Source organism: Leifsonia sp. Y862, assembly GCF_057669585.1.
Genome location: NZ_JBYHFR010000001.1, coordinates 151,426 through 170,863 on the forward strand (window position 1 = coordinate 151,426; position 19,438 = coordinate 170,863).

Sequence of the window (19,438 nt, forward strand, 5' to 3'; positions counted from 1 at the left end):
GAATGTATCCATGGACTTGCTGGCGGCCTATGCGCCAGTTGTTACCCGAAAGCAGTCCCAGACGAGTCACTAATCGTTAAGGCGCCACGTGCTCGTGCGTCGAAGCCCATGTCGCTGCGATCAGCTCCCTCTCCCATCTCGGTCACCCTCAAGGGACCGAACTCGGTGAGCTCTGTACAGACGTCAACTGCGAAGACGGCCGTCTCCATGCCGCCGGCTCGCGTTGGCGAACAGCGCATCTACCACGTGACCCACATCGACAACCTGGCTCAGATCCTGGATCGCGGCGCCCTGCTCGCCGATTCCAGCGATTCAACGCCTGTCGTCGACATCTCGTCGCCGGAGAACCGCGCTGCCCGTCGCGAGACCCCGGTCTCCGCAGCGGATGGCGCGAAGGTTGCCGACTACGTGCCGTTCTTCCTCTCGCCGAACGCCAGCGTGTGGAACAGCATCCGTGCGCACACCGTCGATCCCCGGATCGCCCAGGCCGCCACCGACTCGTCGGTCTTCGACTACGTGATCCTCGTGAGCACGGTCAAGTCGGCCATCGAGTCGCTGCCGGAGGCCACCGTTGCCGCCGAAGCAGCAGACGAGTCAGCGGATGCCGCAGCGAGCGACCCGGCATTCTCCGTCACCGACGGCGACGCCGTCATCGGTCACACTCGCTTCACGACGAGCCGTGAGGAGACGGAGCGTCTGCTCTGGACTCTCCGCGCGAACGATGCCGGCACCATCCTTGAGTCTGAGTTCCTCGTGAAGGATGTCTTGCCCTTCGATCGCATCACCCTCATCGGTGTCGCAAACGACAAGGTTCGCCAGACGGTCCGTGGCATCCTGAGCCCCTCAGGTTTCGCCACCAAGGTCGCTGTGTACCCGCCGTGGTTCCAGCCGACAGACGAAGACGCCGACCTCGAGGCGTAACCGAGCTTCGCTCGTTGAGGACCAAGCGCTAGCGAGCGACTCTGGTCGTCTCACACCAGTGGTTCGAAGGGGCATTGTCGTCAGACAGTGCCCCTTCGCTGTCCCACCGCGCCCGTTGTCGCTGGTCGCGCCCGCTATAGCGGTAGCGGCGCCCCGCAGCGGGCGCGATGGGCGCGCGGTACGGGTTTCAGGAGCGATCTCGTTCCTCGGACGCGCCTCTAAACCGAAGGCCGGAAGCTACCGGCCAGGTACCACCGTCATGACCCGCAGCACGAAGTCGTAGAAGTCCACCATGTACGCCCGCAGAAACTCTGCGGTTCCCTCGTTCGTGACCTCACCGTCGTCAGTGATGAGTCCGGGGGTCACCTGGATGTAAGCCTCCGGCGCCGTCATCTGCGGGGCGTTGCAGAACGCGAGTGTTCCGCGCAGGCTCTGCTGGGCCAGGGCGGTACCGATCGCTCCTGGCGACGCACCGATCACGGCTGACGGCTTGCCGGTGAGCGCGTTCTGCCCCCAGGGGCGGCTGGCCCAGTCGAGTGCGTTCTTCAGCGCGCCAGGCACGGAGCGGTTGTATTCCGGCGTGACGAACAGCAGCGCGTCCACGGACTCGATGGCAGCCTTGAAATCCCGCGCAACCGGTGGGTAGTCGGCGTCGAGATCCCGGTTGTAGAGCGGGAGATTCTTAATCGTGATTTCGACGAACTCCATCTCGGGCGGAGCGAGCCTGATCAGCGCCTTCGCCAGCGTGCGATTGATCGACTGCGATGACAGGCTGCCGACGAAATAGCCAACCGAGTAGGGCGGTTCGTGTTCAAAGATAGTTGTCATCACCTCAGCTTGCGCTCGATGCCTGCACCTGTCGAGGGAGTGTGAGTACACCCGAACGCACTCATGCAGCCGGCGCGCGCCTACCGCTCGAGCAAACCCCTGATGTCATCTGCCGTGAGCGTCGAGCTGAACAGGGCGTCGTCATCCACAACGGCGTTGAACAGGGCCGCCTTGCGGTCTTTGAGCGCCATGACCTTCTCTTCGATCGTGTCGGTGGCGACCATCCGGTACACCATCACGTTCTTGGTCTGGCCGATGCGGTGGGTGCGGTCGATGGCCTGGGCCTCGCTGGCCGGGTTCCACCACGGGTCGAGCATGAACACGTAGTCGGCCTCGGTGAGGTTGAGGCCGAACCCGCCGGCCTTCAGGCTGATGAGGAAGACCGGTGCGTCGCCGGTCTTGAAACGGGCGATGACCTCCGGGCGCCGGAGGGTCGACCCGTCGAGGTACTCATAGGCGATTCCCTCTGCGTCGAGCCTGGCCGCGGCCTTCTGCAGGTACGAGGTGAACTGGCTGAAGATGAGCGCGCGATGCCCCTCGGCCACCACGTCTTCGAGCTGCTCGAACAGTGCATCGAGCTTGCTCGAGGGAATCGACGCGTATGCCGGATCGATGAGCGACGCGTCAAGGCTCAGCATCCGCAACAGGGTCAGCGACCGGAACACGATGAAGCGGTTGCGATCGAGGTCTTCGATCAGCCCGAGCAGCTTCTGCCGCTCGCGCTGCAGGAACGTGTCGTACAGCTCGCGGTGCTCCGGCGCCAGGTCGATCTGCAGCGTCTGCTCCTGCTTGGCGGGCAACTCCGGAGCCACGAGTTCCTTGGTGCGGCGCAGCATGAGCGGGCGGATGCGACGCTGCAGTCGACCCAGCCGCTCCCTGTTCTTCTCCAGCTCGATCTGGCGCACGTAATCTTCAGTGAACTTGCGGGCAGACGGAAACAGTCCTGGGGCGACAATCGCGCACAGCGACCACAGCTCAAGCAGGTTGTTCTCCATCGGCGTGCCGGTGACGGCCAGCTTGAACGGTGCTTTCAGATCGACGGCGACGCGGTGCACCTGCGATTCGCGATTCTTCACGAACTGGGCCTCATCGAGAATCAGGCCGGCCCAGTCCTCGGCCTGGTAGGCCTCTGCGTCCAGTCGGAACAGCGCATATGAAGTGACCACGACGTCGGGCCTAGCCGACGTGCCACCCGCACCCATGGCATCCGGGAGCCCCCCGATCTTCGTCACCACGCGCACATCGAGGCCCGGCGTGAATCGCGCGGCCTCGCTCGCCCAGTTGCCCACAACGGATGTCGGCGCCACGATCACGAACGGACGGCTGGGTTCGTGGGGTGCTCGTTCCTTCACGTGCGCGAGCAGGGCGAGGGTCTGCACCGTCTTGCCGAGGCCCATGTCGTCGGCGAGAATGCCGCCGAGGCCGTGCGTCCAGAGGAAGACGAGCCAGTTGAAACCGTCGACCTGGTACGGGCGCAGTGTGGCGTTGAGGCCGACTGGCAGGGGGATCGCGGGCACAGTTGGGGTTCCGGGCGCGGTGTTTGAACCGCTCGAGCCACCTGCGCCGCCTGAGTTGTTCGAGCCGTCGCCTGGGCCTACGTCCGGGCCACCATCCGCGCCGGCAACTGATTCGTCGCCGAGGGTGCCGGCTGCCGCGGTCAACGCGATGAGTCCACTCACGGCGGCGCGCCAGCTTTCTGCCTGTTCTGTCTCGTCGGCGAGGTCTTCGAATTCTGCCCAGAGGCCGACCTGGTGCCGGTTGATCCGCAGCTCTGTCTCCCATTCGGCGAGGTCCCTGGCCTCGTCGATGAGCTCTTTCAGCCTGTCGAACTCCGGCTGGTTCAGCGAGAGATAGGAGTTGTCAACGAGCAACAGCTTCTTCTTGCCCTTCGACAGTGCCTTGAACAGCGGGCCGAACGGGATGCTGTGACCGGCAACTTTCACCACAACGCCGAGATCGAACCAGTCGCGGTGATCGCTTTCGACGGTCATGAAGACCATCTCCGGCCGGTCAGTGAGCTCGCGGTAGCGCGGTTTGACGCCGACCACGTCGACACGGATGCCGGCCCGGCGGGCGAGTTTGGGCAGCATCCGCTCGGTGAATTCGGCGGCGTCGACATCTCGCAGCGTGGTGGGGGAGAAATTGTCGATACCGGTGCGCGACAGGATCGCCCGTTCGGAGCGAAGGTTGCGCCAGTCGGCGTCGGGTGCTGGGCCAGATTCAGGACCTGTGGACGTGGCCCGTCCCTGCGCGGTCGGCTCCTGCACGGGCAGTGTCGTGATCGCCGTGCCCAGCGCATACTCCCAGTGCCAGGCGAGGTGCAGGTTGTGCTTCGGCTGGAACGTGGCCGTGAGCACGAGCGTGGGTGGGCCGGGCTTCGGGAACTCGACGGAGGCATCCGTGCTGGTGATCGTGATCGAGCTGCGCAACCGGGGATAGTGCTCGGCGAGGAACTCGGCCACATCGGGCGCCGGAATGGTGAGTGCCGCACTCTCGCCGAGCAATCGTCGCTGCTGTTTGGTGAGCGGACGACTCGTGGGAGCGAGCGCGAAACTCTGCCGGGGGAGAAGCTGTGCGCTGTAGATGCCGTGGGTGCCGATGAACCCGCCGGACTCCGGCGGGTACGACCGGCCATCGATGGTGAGGTGGGTGGTGAGCTGCACGGCACCGGATGCGGTTGGCTCGCTCGCAGGGTTCTGGGCGACTGGGCCGCTGGGCGCGACCGCATTACCCGCAGCGGTCGTGTTGGCAGCAGCCTCCGCAGCGGTCGTGTCCGCAGCGCGCGTCGCATCGACGCTCACGCTGGCTTCCGTTCCCACGATGACAACGGCATCCTTCTTCGTGCCGACGAAGTCGATGCCGAGGGAGGTGGCTTCAGCGAGAAGGTGCCAGAGCACGGGGCTGACGAAGTCGTCGAGGTAGATCCAGTCGCTTTCCTGCCCGGAGTACGCGCCCCTGGTTGCCCGGTGCATGGCGACGAATTGCGAGAACCAGCGGTGCTGCTCCGGGTACAGATTCAAGCGATTCAGCTGGTGGGAGACGCTATTCCACGCCACGGTCGACTTGACCCAGTTGCCCAGGGAGTTGCGGAGCACGGGCCGCACGCCCAACCGAAATTGGCCAGCGGATGTCACGGCCTCGCTGGTGACCGGCCTCGCCGTTGGTCCGCGCCAGCGTTCGCTGGTGCGCGGGGTTTGCTCGCGCAGCTCGAACTGCAGCGCCAGCGGAGTGAACGGGGTGGCAACGACCGCGTGGGGCTGATCGGCCGGACCGGTGAGCGCCAGCACGGCGGTCTTCCAATCGGGCTGCGGCATGCCCCCATGCTCTCACGCGCGACCGACAGTTCCCGTCGCGCGCGTGGTGGGCATCACGCCTGCGGAGTCAGCGAATCTGCCGCAGCAGCGCGAGTCGACTGGTCGTGCGCTCGAAGTCACGCGTCGCGGGTGTCACGCGCAGCGCATCCGCTGCGGCATGCTCGCTCACGATGTGCAGCGTCACGTCCCGATCGGCCAGCACGTCGATGAGATTCGCGAAGCGCTGCCTGGCCTGCATGGTCGCGGTGTGGAGCACCGGCACGCCCTCGACGACCCAGCGCTGGTAAACGGATGCCCACCTCAGATAGTCGCTCACCGCAGAGTCCGCCTCGCACAGCTCGTCGAACCGGAACCACACCTCGCCATCGAGCGCGCGGCGGGCGGTAAAGCTGTGGCCGCTCGCCGAAAGGGTCGCCTGCTCGTCGGTGTGCGGAGCGACCAGGCCGGCGTCGCCGAGCTGCTGCGCGCCGCCGGGAGTCAGCCAGCCGCCGGCGGCGAAACCCGTCCCCGTCCCTGCCGTGGCCGGGGCGAGGCGGCGGTAGTCGATCGTGCCGCCGAGTTCGAACACGTCGAGATGGCGCTCGATGAGGGCGATGCCCGGTTCGAACAGGTCGTGGAAGTTAGCATCGGGCAGCAAATCGGTCGGAGCGTAATTCGACGTCGCCAGCACGCTCACCCCGCGCGCGAAGATCTCTTCGAGCACGCGGGTGATGAGCGCGGCATCCCCGGAGTCGTGCACGTGGAACTCATCGAAATAGAGCAGGTCGATGCCGTAGAGCAGCTCGGCGATGGCATCCGCGATGACCTGCCCGGGCTCGGAGAGTCCACTCGACCGGTTGCGCCAAATCGCCTCGTGCAGGCCGCGGAAGAATCCGTGAAAATGCGTGCGACGTTTCGCCTCGGTGGGCAGCGCGTCGAAGAAGGCGTCGCACAGCCACGTCTTCCCCCGCCCGACGGGACCATGTATGTACAGGCCGCGACCGACGCCGGTTGCCGGCCTCGCGGCATCCGTCATCTGCGTGCCGAAGGCGCCCAGTGCCGCGACGAGGCGCTGCTGGTCTGCATCGAGAACCACGCTGTCGAGAACCAGGCTGTCGAGAACCAGATCATCCAGAACCACCCCTCCGCTCGCGAACGGCGCGGCAGGAGTGGCAATGCTCATGAATCGAACCTACAGCGGTGGCAGCGATGTGCCGCACTCAGCGCTTCAACACGTTTTCATCACGACCCGCCAGCCGAAACGTGTCAGAAATGCGTCGACGCTATACAAGGAGATACAAACCACAGCGCGAAGGGGTATGACCATGTTCAAGCACCGCCTGAGGGCGTCCGGGGCAGTTGCCATCGGACTGGCATCGATGCTGGCTGTCACGGCCTGTACAGCTGCCTCGCCCGCCGCCACCGACGCCGGGGGCAAGACCCTCGTCATCAATAAGTCATTCGATTTGAAGACCAGCGATCCGGCCCGTTCGTTCGAGCTCACCGGCAGCGTTGTGGATAAGGCGCTCTACGAGACGGCGCTCGACTTCGAGGGCAGCGACGTGACGACCGTGGTCAACGGTGTCACCAGCTACGAGTCGAACGCTGACAACACCGTTCTCACGCTCACCATGGATGGCGAGCACACCTTCTCAGACGGCACCCCGGTAACCGCTGACGACATCGTTTTCTCCTACCAGCGCGTGCAGGGCATCGCTGGTAACCCCTCGTTCCTGCTTGACGGCGTGACCGTCGCCAAGACCGGTGATGACACCGTCACCCTCACCAGCGCCACCCCGAATCCCGCGCTGCCATTCATCCTGCCGAACCCGTCGCTCGGTATCGTCAACTCGAAGCTGCTCATCGCAAACGGCGGCACGACAGACGCAGATGACAAGGCAGAGGCCTTCCTCAACGAGACGTCGGCCGGCTCCGGCCCGTACATACTCGAGTCGTACAGCGTCACCACGAAGGTGACCTTCACGCTCAATCCTGAATACAGCGGTGAGGCTCCTGCCTACAGCCGCGTCGTGCTCGAGAATGTCGAGGGCCCGACCCAGAAGATCAATGTGCAGGCCGGAGCAGCGCAGGTCGCGCTCGACCTGAACGCCGACCAGGTCTCCGACATGGGCGACAGCGCCACTGTCGTCAAAAACGTTTCGCCGTACCTCATCTACTCCTGGTTCAACCAGGATGCGGCCGTGAGCGCTGGCGTCACCAACCAGCCCGACTTCCTCAAGGCTGTGCGATTCGGCATCGACTACGACAAGATCCTGTCGATCGCCGGCGAGGGTGCAGTGCAGCCTGGCGGCATGGTTCCCTCCATCTTCCTTGGCGCGCTCAAGGAAGACCCGGCCAACGTCTTCGACCTGGCCGCAGCCAAGAAGGCGCTCGCATCGAGCGGCTACTCAGGGGAGGCCGTGACCTTCTCATACGCGAACGACGTCACGGTGAACGGCCTGCAGATGCAGACCCTCGCAGAGGCGATCCAGTCACAGCTGAAGGACGTCGGTATCACGCTGACCCTCGCCCCAGGGCCGATCTCCACCTTCCTCGACGCATTCCGTGCCGGCACCCTCCAGTCCGGAATCATGTACTGGGGCCCTGACTTCCCCGACCCGTCGAACTACCTGGTCTTCAACCCTGGGGAGTCCCTCGGCCTCCGCGCCGGCTGGGCAGAGGGCGCCGATGAGGCCGTCACTGCCGCGGCAGCAGCCGCGGCAGCAGCCACCGGCGACGACCGCGTCGCCGCCTACGAGGCATGGCAGAAGGCCGGCAATGCGACAGGGCCATTCATTCCCGTCGTGCAGCCTGGCCAGTATGCGGTAACCACCCCCGAGATCACCCGTCTCGACCTCAACCCGGTGTGGACCGTCAACATTGCCGACATCGAATAACAACATCGTCGATAACAGCGTCGTCGAGAACGTCGTCGAGACGCCGGGAGCGCGTGTGCAGAGCACGCGCTCCCGGCACCTCCCGCCGCTCGTCCGCTACATCCTGGTTCGCGCCGGCATCAGCGTCCTGCTGATCTTCGGCGTGACCCTGGTCACCTTCACGCTCGCCAACCTCGTGCCAGCCGACCCCGCCCAGGCAGCGCTCGGCGAGCGTGCGGCGAGTGACCCCGCAATCGTGGCGGCCTACCGCGAGGCCCATGGCCTCGACAAGCCGCTGGTCACGCAGTACCTCCTCTATATCGCCAATATCTTCCGCGGCGACCTGGGCACCTCGACCCAGACGAACAACCCGGTGGTCCAGGACCTCGGCGTCGCCTTCCCGGCGACCGCAGAGCTCGCGCTGTTCGTCATCGTGTTCTCGATCATCATCGGCGTCGGCCTCGGTACCTGGGCTGCGCTCCGACAGAACCGCTTCTCCGACCAGTTGTTCCGCGTGCTCAGCCTCGTGGGGATCTCAATTCCCACCTTCTGGCTGGCCCTCGCCGCGTTCTACGTGTTCTTCTACCAGCTGCGGTGGGCGCCAGGAACGGGCAGGTTGAGCGCCGCCCTGCAACCCCCGCCGCATGTCACGGGCATGTACACGGTTGATTCCCTACTCGCCGGGCAGTTCGCCACGTTCGCCGATGCCCTCGCGCACCTCGTGCTGCCAGGCTCTGTGCTGATCCTCTTCACCGTCGGGCTCCTCGTGCGCTTCACGCGCTCCGCCGTGCTCGACGTGCTGAACCAGGAGTACGTGCTGGCCGCCAGAGCTAAGGGACTGAGCCCGGTCACCGTGATCTTCCGCTACATCCTCCGAGGGGCGTCATTGCCCATCCTCACCGTCGTCGGCCTTGCCTTCGGCTCACTGCTCTCTGGGACAGTTCTCACCGAGCAGGTCTTCGGCTGGGGCGGCATCGGGCAGTACGCCTACAAATCGGCGACGACGCTTGACCTGCCAGCCGTGATGGGTGTCGGTCTCGTGGTCGGTGTCGTCTACATCATCACCAACTTCATCATCGACGTCGTATATGGCGTTGTCGACCCCAGGGTGCGTGTCGAATGACCAACACTGAGTCACGTCTCGACCTCGAAGCGGATGCCGCGGCCGGCGCCATCCTCGACGAAGCCAGACCGCGTCGCATCCGCTTGAGGCTGCCAGCTGCCTATCGCCGGCCGATGGCCATCATCGGCATGGCGATCATCGCCGCGTGGTTCCTCATCGTGATTTTCGTGCCGCTCATTGCGCCGTACGACCCGCTCGCGCAGAGCTTCGAGCGCCTGCAGCCGCCGAACGGCACAAACCTCTTCGGTACAGACGCGCTCGGACGCGACGTCTTCAGCCGCACGCTATACGGAGCACGCATCTCGCTGCCGCTCGCGCTGTTCCTCGTGGTGGCCTCGGCCATCATCGGCTCTGTGGTCGGCGCAATTGCGGGCTATTTCGGCAAATGGCTCGATGAGATCATCATGCGCTTTTCCGACCTCGTCTTCGCGTTCCCCACGATCATCCTGGCGATGATCGTGACGGCTGCCCTTGGCCCGAGCCTCACGAACGCGGTCATCGCGCTGCTGCTCGTGTCCTGGCCGAGCTATGCCCGCGTGATGCGGTCGATGGTGCTCGGTGCGCGCTCACGCGAGTACGTCGTGGCCGGCCGGCTGCTCGGATTCGGCCCGTTCACGTCGCTCCGCCGAGACATCCTGCCCAACGTCGCCGCACCCATCCTCGTGCTCGCCACCCTCGACTTCGGCAACGCCATCCTGTTGCTGTCAGGGCTATCCTTCCTCGGTCTCGGTGCCACGCCGCCGACGCCGGAGTGGGGCGCCATGGTCGCCGACGGTGTGCAGCAGTTCAGCGACTGGTGGCTCGCTGCCTTCCCGGGCCTCGCGATCTTCACCGTCGTTGTCGCCTTCAACCTCCTCGGCGACGCCCTGCGCGACTCGCTCGACCCGCGCACCGCCGGTGCTGTGCAGGGAGTCAAAATATGAGACGTCAAGATATGAACGACCAGACCACCACGTCGGGGCTGCAGGTCCGCGGACTCACCCTCGAACTCGGCCCGAAGAACGACCCGAAGCGCATCCTGCGCGGCATCGACATCGACGTGCCGGCCGGGTCGATCACCGGTCTCGCGGGCGAGTCAGGGTCGGGGAAGACCATGACAGGTCTGGCCATCTGCGGCTTGCAGCCTGCCGGGTCCCGTCTCGGCGGCTCGATCGCCTATGAGGGACCGCGTGGCCGCGTCGACAATCTCCTGACCATCGGTTCGCGCTCCATGAACGCGCTGCGCGGCCGCGACATCGGCATGATCTTTCAGGACCCCACCGCGAGCCTGCACCCGATGATCACGATCGAGCACCAGCTCACTGACGGGATGCGGCACCACCTGCGCGTCTCGAAGAGTGAGGCCAGGGAGCGCGCCGTGGCACTGCTCGAACGTGTCAAGGTGCCAGACCCTGAGGCGGCTTTGAAGAAATACCCGCATCAGTTCTCGGGAGGGCAGCTGCAGCGTATCGCCATCGCGATCGCGCTGGCCTGCGAGCCGTCGGTGCTCATCGCCGACGAGCCGACAACAGCGCTCGACGTGACAGTGCAGGCCGGCATCCTGCGACTGCTCCGCGAGTTGTGCGACAGTCTCGACCTCGCGATCCTGCTCGTGACCCACGACCTCGGCGTGATGTCGGCCCTCGCCGATACGGTCACGGTGATGCGTTACGGGGACGTTGTCGAGCACGGCACTCGCTTCCAGGTGATCCGCGAGCCGAAAAGCGAATACACGAGGTCACTCATCGACGCGCTGCCGGCGGCGTGGTCGTCCGACGACTCCGTGCCGAATGTGGCGCCGAATGTGGCGTCGAATGTGAACGGAGCGGATTCCTGATGGCCGGTCATCTCTCAGTCTCTGACGCCCGCGTCACGTACAAGCTGCCAGGCCGCCGTACCCTTGCCGCCGTCGACGGGGTGAGCATCGACCTCGCGCCAGGGGAAGTGCTCGGCCTGGTCGGGGAGTCCGGATGCGGCAAATCGACTCTTGCCCGTGCGATCTGCGGCCTTGAGCCGCTCACCTCCGGATCGATCAACTTCGACGGCGACACCGTAAAGGCGCTGGGCCTGCGGAAGCGGCCGCGTCGACTGCTGCGCATCCAGATGGTGTTCCAGAACCCATACAGCTCGCTCAATCCGCGCCGACGGGTCGGCGCGCAGATCGAGGACGCGCTGGCAATTGCCGGAGACGAGCGCTCCACCGTCGCGCAGCTGCTCGACGACGTGCACATGGACCAGAGTGCAGCCTCGATGTTCCCCCACCAGTTCTCTGGCGGGCAGCGCCAACGCATCGCCATTGCCAGGGCGATGGGCGCGCGGCCAGACGTCTTGGTCGGTGACGAGCCGATCGCCTCGCTCGACGCCTCGCTGCAGGCGAAGGTCGCGACGCTCATGCGCGACGTGGCGCTGAAGAACGGCGCTTCATTGTTGTTCATCAGTCACGACCTCTCAGTCGTGCGCGTGGTCGCCGATCGAGTCGCCGTGATGCAAGCTGGCCGCATTGTGGAAACGGATGCTGTCGCATCCGTTTGGTCTGCGCCGCAGCACCCCTATACCCAACGGCTGCTCGCCGCGATTCCAGTCGCAGACGGCCTCGGCACCCTGCCGCGCGGGTAACCCTCTCCCGTTGATTGAGGAAGGCGCGAGCTTGCGAGCCCCTGTCTCGAAACCAAGGCAGTGATCTCGAGACGGCCGTGAACGGCCTCTTCGATCAACGGGGGAATAGCCACGAGCGGCCACCTCACCCACCGGCAGGGGCTAGAACTCCAGCGCCGGGCGCCCCGCTCCGCCGTGGGCAAATGCCGCATCGGTCTCGCGCAGCACCCGCAGGATGTTGCCGCCGGCCAGCGCGGCCAGGTCGTCTGCGCTCCATCCGCGGTCGGCGAGCTCTGTGAGCAGCGCCGGGTAGCCGTCCACGCCCTCGAGGCCGACGGGAAAGAACTCAGTGCCGTCGTAATCTCCGCCGAGGCCGATGTGGGCCACCCCAGCGACCGAGCGGGCGTGGTCGACGTGATCGGCGACATCCGCAATGCTGACCACCGGCATATCGCCCGCGCGATCCGAATCGAACCACTCCTGGAAGTCCGCGCTGAGGAACTGCGGCACGAACGTGATCATGACGACGCCGCCATTCTCGGCGAGGCGCTCGAGCACGTCGTCTGGCACATTGCGCGGGTGGTCGCTGAGCGCCCGGCACGAGCTGTGACTGAAGATCACCGGCGAGGTGGTGGCATCCAGCGTTGCGTGCATGGTCGCAGGCGACACATGCGAGAGGTCGGCCAGCACCCCGAGGCGGTTGAGCTCGGCGATGTACAGGGCGCCGCGCGGGCTGAGGCCTCCGTGCACGGGCTCGTCGGTCGCCGAGTCGGCCCACGACGAGTTCTTCACGTGGGTGAGGGTGAGGTAGCGCACGCCGAGCCGCGCGAGCATGCGCAGAACGGCCGGCGAGTCGTTGAGGCTGTGGGCCCCCTCCGCGCCGAGCAGCGACGCGATGCGTCCCTCGGCACGGGCGCCCTCGACGTCGGCAGCGCTCGTGGCGATCACGAAGTCGTCTGGATACCGGGCCGCAAGTCGGTACACCCAGTCGATCTGTTCGAGAGTCTGCTGCACCGCGTGCGCGCCGTCGGTGGTGTCTTCCACCCAGACCGACCAGAACTGGGCGCCGACCCCGCCGGCTCGGAGCCGGTCAATGTCGGTGTCGCTGGCGAGTCCGCGTTCCAGGCCGTCCACCGAGTAGTCGCGATTGACGCGGCACTCCCAGGCACAATCGTTGTGACCGTCGATGATCGGGAATGCCGCGAGGGCCTGCTGCACAATGTCGCTGGAGGTCATCCGCCAACGCTAGGGGAGAAGTCATCCGACGTCCTTCTTGTTGACCGGCGCGGCGGCTGAGTCGCCAAGCTGCGGCCGAGTCCGCCAACCTGGGAGTGCGGCGTTAGCGCGCAGATGCAGCGCCGAACCATGTGGGCAGGTGGCTGATCAAATCCTGCTGATCGTCACCGACCCACGCCACGTGGCCGTCCGGACGCAGCAGCGCGGCCGGTACGTTCAGCTCCGGGCTGATATCAGCCTCAGCGATCACGTCCACCACATGATCGACCCGATCCTCCCAGCCCGCCACCGACAGCTTGCCGGTCTGGTCGAGCAGGAGCCCGCGGCCGTCCCGCATCCGCTCATAGAGGCGACCGTGTTTCTTCAGGCCAACGTCTCGCATCCGCTTGCCGAGTATTTCGGGCCCATCGCCAAAGTCATAGCGGATGCTGATCGCAATGACCTTCTCAATGACGTACCGGTTCACGTCGTTGAACTCCATGAGCTCCGCCAGGAGGCGGCGCACCGCCTGGGGGCCGGGCTCGAGGGAGAGCAGCTCCATCTGTGCACGGGTGTTGTCGAGCACGTCGGCGGCGACGGGGCGTCGTTCGGTGTCATAGCTGTCAAGCAACCCGTCCGGCGCCCAGCCGTCGAGCGTTGCAGCGAGCTTCCAGCCCAGGTTGAACGCATCTTGGAGGCCGAGGTTAAGGCCCTGTCCGCCGGTCGGCGGGTGGATGTGTGCCGCATCGCCGGCCAGCAACACGCGGCCGACTCGGTAGTCCGCGGCCAGCCGGGTGGCGTCTCCGAATCGGGACAGCCAGCGCGGCGAGTGCACGCCGAAGTCGGTACCGGCGTGCGTCCGCAGCTGCCGCCCGAACTCCTCAAGTGTCGGTGGGATGGTGGGGTCGTCCGACAGTCCATTCGCGGGCACGACGATGCGGTACGCCCCGTCGCTCTGGCGCATAGCGCCGAACCGTTTCTGGGTTTTGTAGACCTCCGCAACGACGGCGGCCAGCGTCTCTGGCGGCACGGCCACCTCCATCTCACCGATCAACGTTTCGATCCTCGTTGGTTCACCAGGGAAGTCGACGCCGAGCAGCTTGCGCACCGTGCTGCGGCCGCCATCGCAGCCGACGAGGTAGCGCGACGCAATGTGAGTGCCGTCGGCCAGCTCGATGGTCACGCCGTCGCCATCCTGGCTGAGACCAACCAGCTCAGAGCCGCGCCTGATCTCCACGCCGAGTTCGATGGCGTGCTCGGTCAGCAGGCGCTCCGTTTCAGTCTGCGGAATGCCGAGAACGTAGGGATGCGCGGTGTCCAGCCCCTCTGGTGACGGCTTGGTGATGCCGGCGAAGAAGCCGCCAACCGGGTACTGCGTGCCGAGTTCCAGGAAGGGTTCGAGCAGGCCGCGCTGGTCGAGCACCTCGATGCTGCGCGCGTGCAGGCCATACGCGCGAACAATGCGCGTCGGCTGCGCTTCCTTCTCGAGGATGAGCACGCCCACACCATGCAGCCGCAACTCGCTGGCCAGCATGACGCCGGTCGGCCCCGCGCCGGCAATGATCACGTCGATCACGAATCCCCCTCATCGTCGCCCGCACGCTGCCGGCGTCCCCATCCCGTTGTCCGGAGAACGAAGGTACTCGTCTCGTGCCGGGTGAACAAGAGCGTTCTGTGACACAGCGCGGGCGGACTCAGCTGGGGCGGACGCAGCTGGGGTGGACCAGCTGGGGTGGATGCAGCTGGGCGGACGCAGCTGGGGCGGACTCAATCTGGGCGCGCGGTTTTCCCGCAGGCGCGCGCTTTATCGCGCGCCAGGGGGGAAACGCGCGCCAGGACTCGCTGGCGACCTCCGTAACGAAAGTGAGGTGACCGGCCCCGCCTGCCCGCTGGTCGGGGAGCCTCCACGCCGGTCGCAGGCCCGTCCGATGGTCGAGGAGCAAGCGCCAGCAAGCGTCTTATCGACCGGGGTGTTGCAGGCACGTAGCTTGTCGGAGAGGGACTGTCGCGCCAGGGACTGTCAGGGGCAGCAGCTAGCGTGAACATATGAGAATCCTGCACACGTCGGACTGGCACATCGGACGCACGTTCCATGGGCATTCGACGGTGGAGAACCTGCGCACCGTGCTCACGGCGCTGGTGAACTCCGTGCGGGAACACCGCGTCGACGTGGTTGTCGTCGCCGGTGATGTCTTCGATTCGGCCACTCCGGCAGCGGACTACTACACGGTGCTCACCGACACCCTGCGCGCCATCCGTGGCACGGGTGCGACCGTCGTCATGACGAGCGGCAACCACGATTCGGCCGCACGCCTCGGCTACCTCTCCGAGTTCGCCAGCCTCGCCGGCATTCACATCGTGACCAGGCCGGAGCAGCTCGACCAGCCGATCACGCTCACCGATGAGCACGGGCCCGTGCATTTCTACGGCATTCCCTACCTTGAGCCGGCGCTGATTCGGCACCTCTATCCGGATGCCACGCTGCGCACCCACGAGCAGACCCTCGGTTTCGCCCTCGACAAGATCAGAGCAGACAGCGACGCTCGCGGCGGACGCTCCGTGGCCATCTCGCACTGCTTCGCCGTCGGCGGGGTCGCGCTCTCGGCACCCGCGGCCACCGGATCCACGAAAGCCACCGAGGCCACCGGATCCACGAAAGCCACCGAGGCCACCGACGTTGAGCGGGACATCACCGCCGGCGGGCTCGACTACGTTCCGCTCGCTGTCTTCGACGGCCCTGACTACGTGGCGCTCGGTCACATCCACGGCCGCTCAGCCCTGAGCGACCGGGTGCGTTACTCCGGCGCTCCGCTGCACTATTCATTCTCAGAGGCGAACAAGCCGCGCGGATCCTGGCTCGTTGATCTGGATGCCGGGGGACTGGCATCCGTTGAATGGGTGCCGCTTCCCGTGCCGCGGCCGCTGGTCGTGCTCACCGGCACGATCGACGACCTCCTGGCCGATGCGGCGCACGCCGAGCACGAGGAGCACTGGGTGTCTGCGGTGCTCACCGACCAGGTGCGGCCGATGGACTCGATGCGTCGCCTGCAGGAGCGCTTCCCCTGGTGCGTCACGCTGGAGCATCGCCCCACTTTCACCGCGCCGACGGCGAAGACGTCGTACTCAGACCGCGTTCACAAGAAGGCCGACCACGAGATCGTCGCCGGGTTCCTCGAGCACGTGCGGAACGGCGTCGGCCCGTCGAGCTTCGAGCACGACGTGCTGGCTGAGGTGCTGGCCGAGGTCGTTGCCTTGAGCGGATCTGCCGATCGATCTGCCGACCAGGCCGGCGCACGCGGCGCTGCCGGGCGGGCAAGCGTATGAGGATCAAGCGCCTCACCGTCGCTGGTTTTGGCCCGTATAAGAACGAGCAGCACGTCGACTTCGAGCGCTTTCGAGACGATGGCCTCTTCCTGATCACCGGCAAGACCGGCGCTGGAAAATCGAGCATCCTCGACGCCATCTGTTACGCGCTCTACGGCAGCATCCCGCGATACGACAACGCCCAGCAGAAACTGCGGAGCGACTACTGCACGCCAGACGACCCGACGTTTGTCGAGCTGGTCTTCAGCGTCAACGGCACCGAATACCAGGTGCGCCGCAGTCCCGAATTTGAGCGCCCGAAGGCCAAGGGCGTCGGCACCACCATGCAGAAGCCAACGGCCGTGCTGTCGCAGCGGAGTGAAGCCAGCAGTGTGGGCGCTGGGGCCGCGGTTTCTCGCATTGATGACAGCGACTGGGTGGGGGTAGCGGCCAGGCCCGTTGACGTCGGCCATGAGCTTGACCGCATCCTGGGCCTCACGAAAGACCAGTTCCTGCAGGTGATCCTGCTGGCGCAGAATCGTTTCCAGGAGTTCCTGCTCTCGAAGAACGACGATCGGCAGGCGGTACTCCGCAGCCTCTTCGGTACTCGACGGTTCGATCACATCGAGACCACGCTCGTCGAGCGACGGAAGGCCCTGGCCGCCGAGCTGGAATCCGCGCGCGAGAAACTGGACCAGCAGGCAACGCTGGTGCGCGCCCTGCTCGGTGATGTCGAAGGGTCTCCAACCGGTGATGATGCCGCGAATGCCGCCGGCGCCTCGACCTTGTCGTGGTTCGAGACGGCGCTCGCCGCGATCAACGAGCAGCTCGATGCCGCAACGCTGGTGGCCGAGAACGCCGATGCGGCGTTCGACGCAGCGGATGCCACGGTGCGAGCTCTCATCGATACCCAACGACTGCAGATCCGTCGCGATGGCGCCGCGGGAACGCTCGTGGAGCTCGACGCGGATCGCGACGACATCGAGACCGATCGACGTGCGCTCGCTGCGGCACACAGGGCGGCGGTCGTCTGGCCACACCTGGTGGCCAGGCAGAACACGGAGGCAGCCCTCGACGCCGCGCTCACCGCCGAAGACGCAGCACGTGAGATATTCGAGCCGTTCGCCGCAGAGTTGGCACCTGGAGAGCGGGTCCTGTCGGCGGTCGGAACCGCAACCGGAACCGGAGTTGCCGCAACCGCATTCGGATCCGCGCAGGCGCCCGCAGCCACGGGATCCGCACTCGCCGACCCTGCACTCGCTGACCCTGATCCTACCGACCCTGCGACCACTGCCCTGGAGCCCTCTGGCCCTGTATCCGCATATGTCGCTGACGGTGACCCCACCGCCGCATTCTCTGCCGAGTCGCTCGCCGCAACGATCGATGAACTCACCCGAACCATCGGCACGCTCGACACCGTTCGCGCCGACGAACGTCGACTGCCAGCACTGCTGCAGGAGGTCGAAGGCCTGCAGCGTCGAGTGGGCGATATCCAGATTGAGCTGGAGGAAGCATCCGCGCGCAGCGCTGCGTTGCCGGCGCAGATCGACGACGTCGCCGCCGAACTCACCGAGGCGCAGATCGCCGCTGCCGCCCAGCAGGCGGCGACGGAGAAGATCAACCGCTTGACCGCGGCCGCTCATGCCGCGCGCTCAGCCATCGCCCTTGAGGCCCAGCACCGTGATTCGCTTGCCGCGGAGACCGATGCCAGCGGCAGGCACTCGGCGGCAGCCGCACTGATCCACGATTTGATGCGTCGACGCCTAGCCGGACACGCGGCCGAACTGGCTGCCGAATTGCAGCCGGGGGAGGCGTGCTCTGTCTGCGGATCTCCCGAGCACCCGGCACCCGCAGCTGCCCAGGCAGACCCCGTCACCGCCGACGACGTCGAGGACGCGCGCACAGCGGCCGACGTGCGCCGAAGCGAGATGGACGCCACCCACGAACGCGTCCTGCACGCAGCGACTGCACTCGCCGAAGCGCGCTCGGCTGCGGTCGGCAAAACCGTCGACGAACTCGACGCCGAGCTCATCGATGCGCGTGCAGCGCTGGCAGACGCAACGACGGCCGCCCAGCGCGTTGCTGTTCTCGAGGCCAGGCATCAGACGCTCCGCGGTGAGCTTGACGGCGCGGCGGCACGCCTCGCCGCGCTGCGCGACGAAAAAGAGATGGCGGCGGCCACGCTCGCGGAGGTGGAACACACCTGCGCTGACATTCGCACGCGGATCGCGCGATACCGCGGCGCATTCGACTCCGTCGCAGAGCGGGCGAGCTGGCTGCAGGATGCACTGGCCGCAGCCACGTCGCTGGCGGCGGTCCTCCGCAGTACCCGAGCGGCGCGAGACGCATACGCCTCTGCGGCTGCGGCCCTCGTCGAGCAGCTGCGTGAGCAGGGATTCGCCGCCGAAGACGACGTTGCCATCGCCCGACGCTCGAGCGCCGAGATGACCGCCCTCGATGCCCGCGTCGCTCTGCACGACCAGGCGCGCAGCACCGCGTTGTCGATCCTGGCTGAACCTGAAATTGTGGCCCTCCCTGCAGAGCCTGTCGAGCTTGACGGTCCGACCGCGCGCCTCGCGGAAGCCAGAGCCGCCCGCGATGCCGCACTCAGAGAGCGCAGCGTCGTCGCCGAGCGCCAGGGCCAGCTGGCCCGCATCGTGGCGACGGTGCGAGACGAGTCTGCGGCATCCGCTCAGCTGCAGGAGGAATACGCGCAGCTCCACGAGCTGGCCAGCGTGGTTCAGGGAAAAGACCCGAACACCAAGCGGATGCGCCTCGAAACGTACGTGCTCGCCGCCCAGCTTGAAGAGATTGTCGCGTCGGCCAACATCCGGTTGCGTGCCATGACGAGCGGACGCTACGCGCTGGAGCACGACGACTCGGTGCAGTACCGGAACACCCAGTCCGGGCTCGGACTGACGATTCTCGACCAGCACACCGGGCGAGCCAGGGCCACGAACTCTTTGTCGGGTGGAGAGACCTTCCTGGCGTCGCTCGCTCTTGCCCTTGGACTGGCTGAGGTTGTCACCAACCAGGCCGGCGGCATCACGCTCGACACCCTGTTCGTCGATGAGGGCTTCGGATCACTCGACAGTGACACCCTCGAAATCGCGATGGGCACGCTCGACAGCCTGCGCGCCGGCGGACGCACGATCGGTTTGATCAGCCACGTCGACGCGATGAAGGAACAGATCCCGGCCAAGCTGCGCATCATCGTCACCGATCGCGGCTACAGCGAGATTCAGGCGGGCTGACCTGCTGGGTCTCGAGACACTCGCCGGGTCTCGAGACACTCGCTGGCGCTC

Annotated in this window: 13 protein-coding genes; 8 read left to right on the forward strand and 5 right to left on the reverse strand. The window is 66.1% G+C overall.

Features of this window, described 5'->3' with window-relative positions; all coding sequences use genetic code 11:
• Positions 1-165 precede the first annotated feature (165 nt).
• A complete protein-coding gene (locus AC25Z0_RS00735) occupies positions 166-921 on the forward strand; it encodes a DarT ssDNA thymidine ADP-ribosyltransferase family protein (RefSeq protein ID WP_488131959.1) in 756 nt (251 codons plus the stop codon).
• A 237-nt stretch (positions 922-1,158) separates the two neighbouring features.
• Here AC25Z0_RS00735 and AC25Z0_RS00740 read toward each other — a convergent pair whose 3' ends face one another.
• From AC25Z0_RS00740 to zapE, 3 genes are all read right to left on the reverse strand, one after another.
• Positions 1,159-1,749, reverse strand: coding sequence for an NADPH-dependent FMN reductase (locus tag AC25Z0_RS00740; protein ID WP_488131960.1), 591 nt, complete (start codon positions 1,747-1,749; stop codon positions 1,159-1,161).
• 80 nt (positions 1,750-1,829) lie between these two features.
• Positions 1,830-5,063 (reverse strand): DEAD/DEAH box helicase, encoded by a 3,234-nt coding sequence (locus AC25Z0_RS00745; protein ID WP_488131961.1) that lies wholly within the window; start codon positions 5,061-5,063, stop codon positions 1,830-1,832.
• Positions 5,064-5,130: 67 nt separating this feature from the next.
• Positions 5,131-6,225, reverse strand: a complete 1,095-nt coding sequence (gene zapE, locus AC25Z0_RS00750; protein ID WP_488131962.1) for a cell division protein ZapE — start codon at positions 6,223-6,225, stop codon at positions 5,131-5,133.
• Between the two features lie 142 nt (positions 6,226-6,367).
• On the opposite strand from zapE, the gene AC25Z0_RS00755 reads away from it, so the two are divergent.
• Genes AC25Z0_RS00755 through AC25Z0_RS00775 form a run of 5 tightly spaced genes read left to right on the forward strand, consistent with a single transcriptional unit; the run spans position 6,368 to position 11,636 of the window.
• The gene (locus tag AC25Z0_RS00755; RefSeq protein WP_488131963.1) at positions 6,368-7,939 is read left to right on the forward strand and encodes an ABC transporter substrate-binding protein; all 1,572 of its coding nucleotides are present in this window, start codon (positions 6,368-6,370) and stop codon (positions 7,937-7,939) included.
• The gene (locus AC25Z0_RS00760) at positions 7,923-9,041 is read left to right on the forward strand and encodes an ABC transporter permease (protein WP_488131964.1); all 1,119 of its coding nucleotides are present in this window, start codon (positions 7,923-7,925) and stop codon (positions 9,039-9,041) included. Before AC25Z0_RS00755 ends, AC25Z0_RS00760 begins: the two co-directional genes overlap by 17 nt.
• The gene (locus tag AC25Z0_RS00765) at positions 9,038-9,964 is read left to right on the forward strand and encodes an ABC transporter permease (protein WP_488131965.1); all 927 of its coding nucleotides are present in this window, start codon (positions 9,038-9,040) and stop codon (positions 9,962-9,964) included. The genes AC25Z0_RS00760 and AC25Z0_RS00765 overlap by 4 nt, the downstream gene beginning before the upstream one ends.
• Positions 9,961-10,857: an ABC transporter ATP-binding protein gene (locus AC25Z0_RS00770; RefSeq protein ID WP_488131966.1), complete on the forward strand. Its 897-nt coding sequence runs from the start codon at positions 9,961-9,963 to the stop codon at positions 10,855-10,857. The genes AC25Z0_RS00765 and AC25Z0_RS00770 overlap by 4 nt, the downstream gene beginning before the upstream one ends.
• Complete coding sequence (locus AC25Z0_RS00775) at positions 10,857-11,636, forward strand: ABC transporter ATP-binding protein (protein WP_488131967.1); 780 nt, start codon at positions 10,857-10,859, stop codon at positions 11,634-11,636. The genes AC25Z0_RS00770 and AC25Z0_RS00775 overlap by 1 nt, the downstream gene beginning before the upstream one ends.
• A gap of 141 nt (positions 11,637-11,777) precedes the next feature.
• On the opposite strand, the gene AC25Z0_RS00780 is transcribed toward AC25Z0_RS00775, so the two are convergent.
• Complete coding sequence (locus tag AC25Z0_RS00780; protein ID WP_488131968.1) at positions 11,778-12,851, reverse strand: dipeptidase; 1,074 nt, start codon at positions 12,849-12,851, stop codon at positions 11,778-11,780.
• A gap of 103 nt (positions 12,852-12,954) precedes the next feature.
• Positions 12,955-14,406 carry a rifampin monooxygenase gene (gene rox / locus AC25Z0_RS00785; RefSeq protein WP_488131969.1) on the reverse strand — a complete coding sequence of 484 codons (1,452 nt, stop codon included), beginning with the start codon at positions 14,404-14,406 and terminating at the stop codon, positions 12,955-12,957.
• A gap of 470 nt (positions 14,407-14,876) precedes the next feature.
• Between rox and AC25Z0_RS00790 the strand changes: the two genes are divergently transcribed.
• Positions 14,877-16,154, forward strand: coding sequence for an exonuclease SbcCD subunit D (locus AC25Z0_RS00790; RefSeq protein WP_488131970.1), 1,278 nt, complete (start codon positions 14,877-14,879; stop codon positions 16,152-16,154).
• Positions 16,151-19,387: an AAA family ATPase gene (locus AC25Z0_RS00795; RefSeq protein ID WP_488131971.1), complete on the forward strand. Its 3,237-nt coding sequence runs from the start codon at positions 16,151-16,153 to the stop codon at positions 19,385-19,387. The genes AC25Z0_RS00790 and AC25Z0_RS00795 overlap by 4 nt, the downstream gene beginning before the upstream one ends.
• The last annotated feature ends 51 nt before the right edge of the window (positions 19,388-19,438 follow it).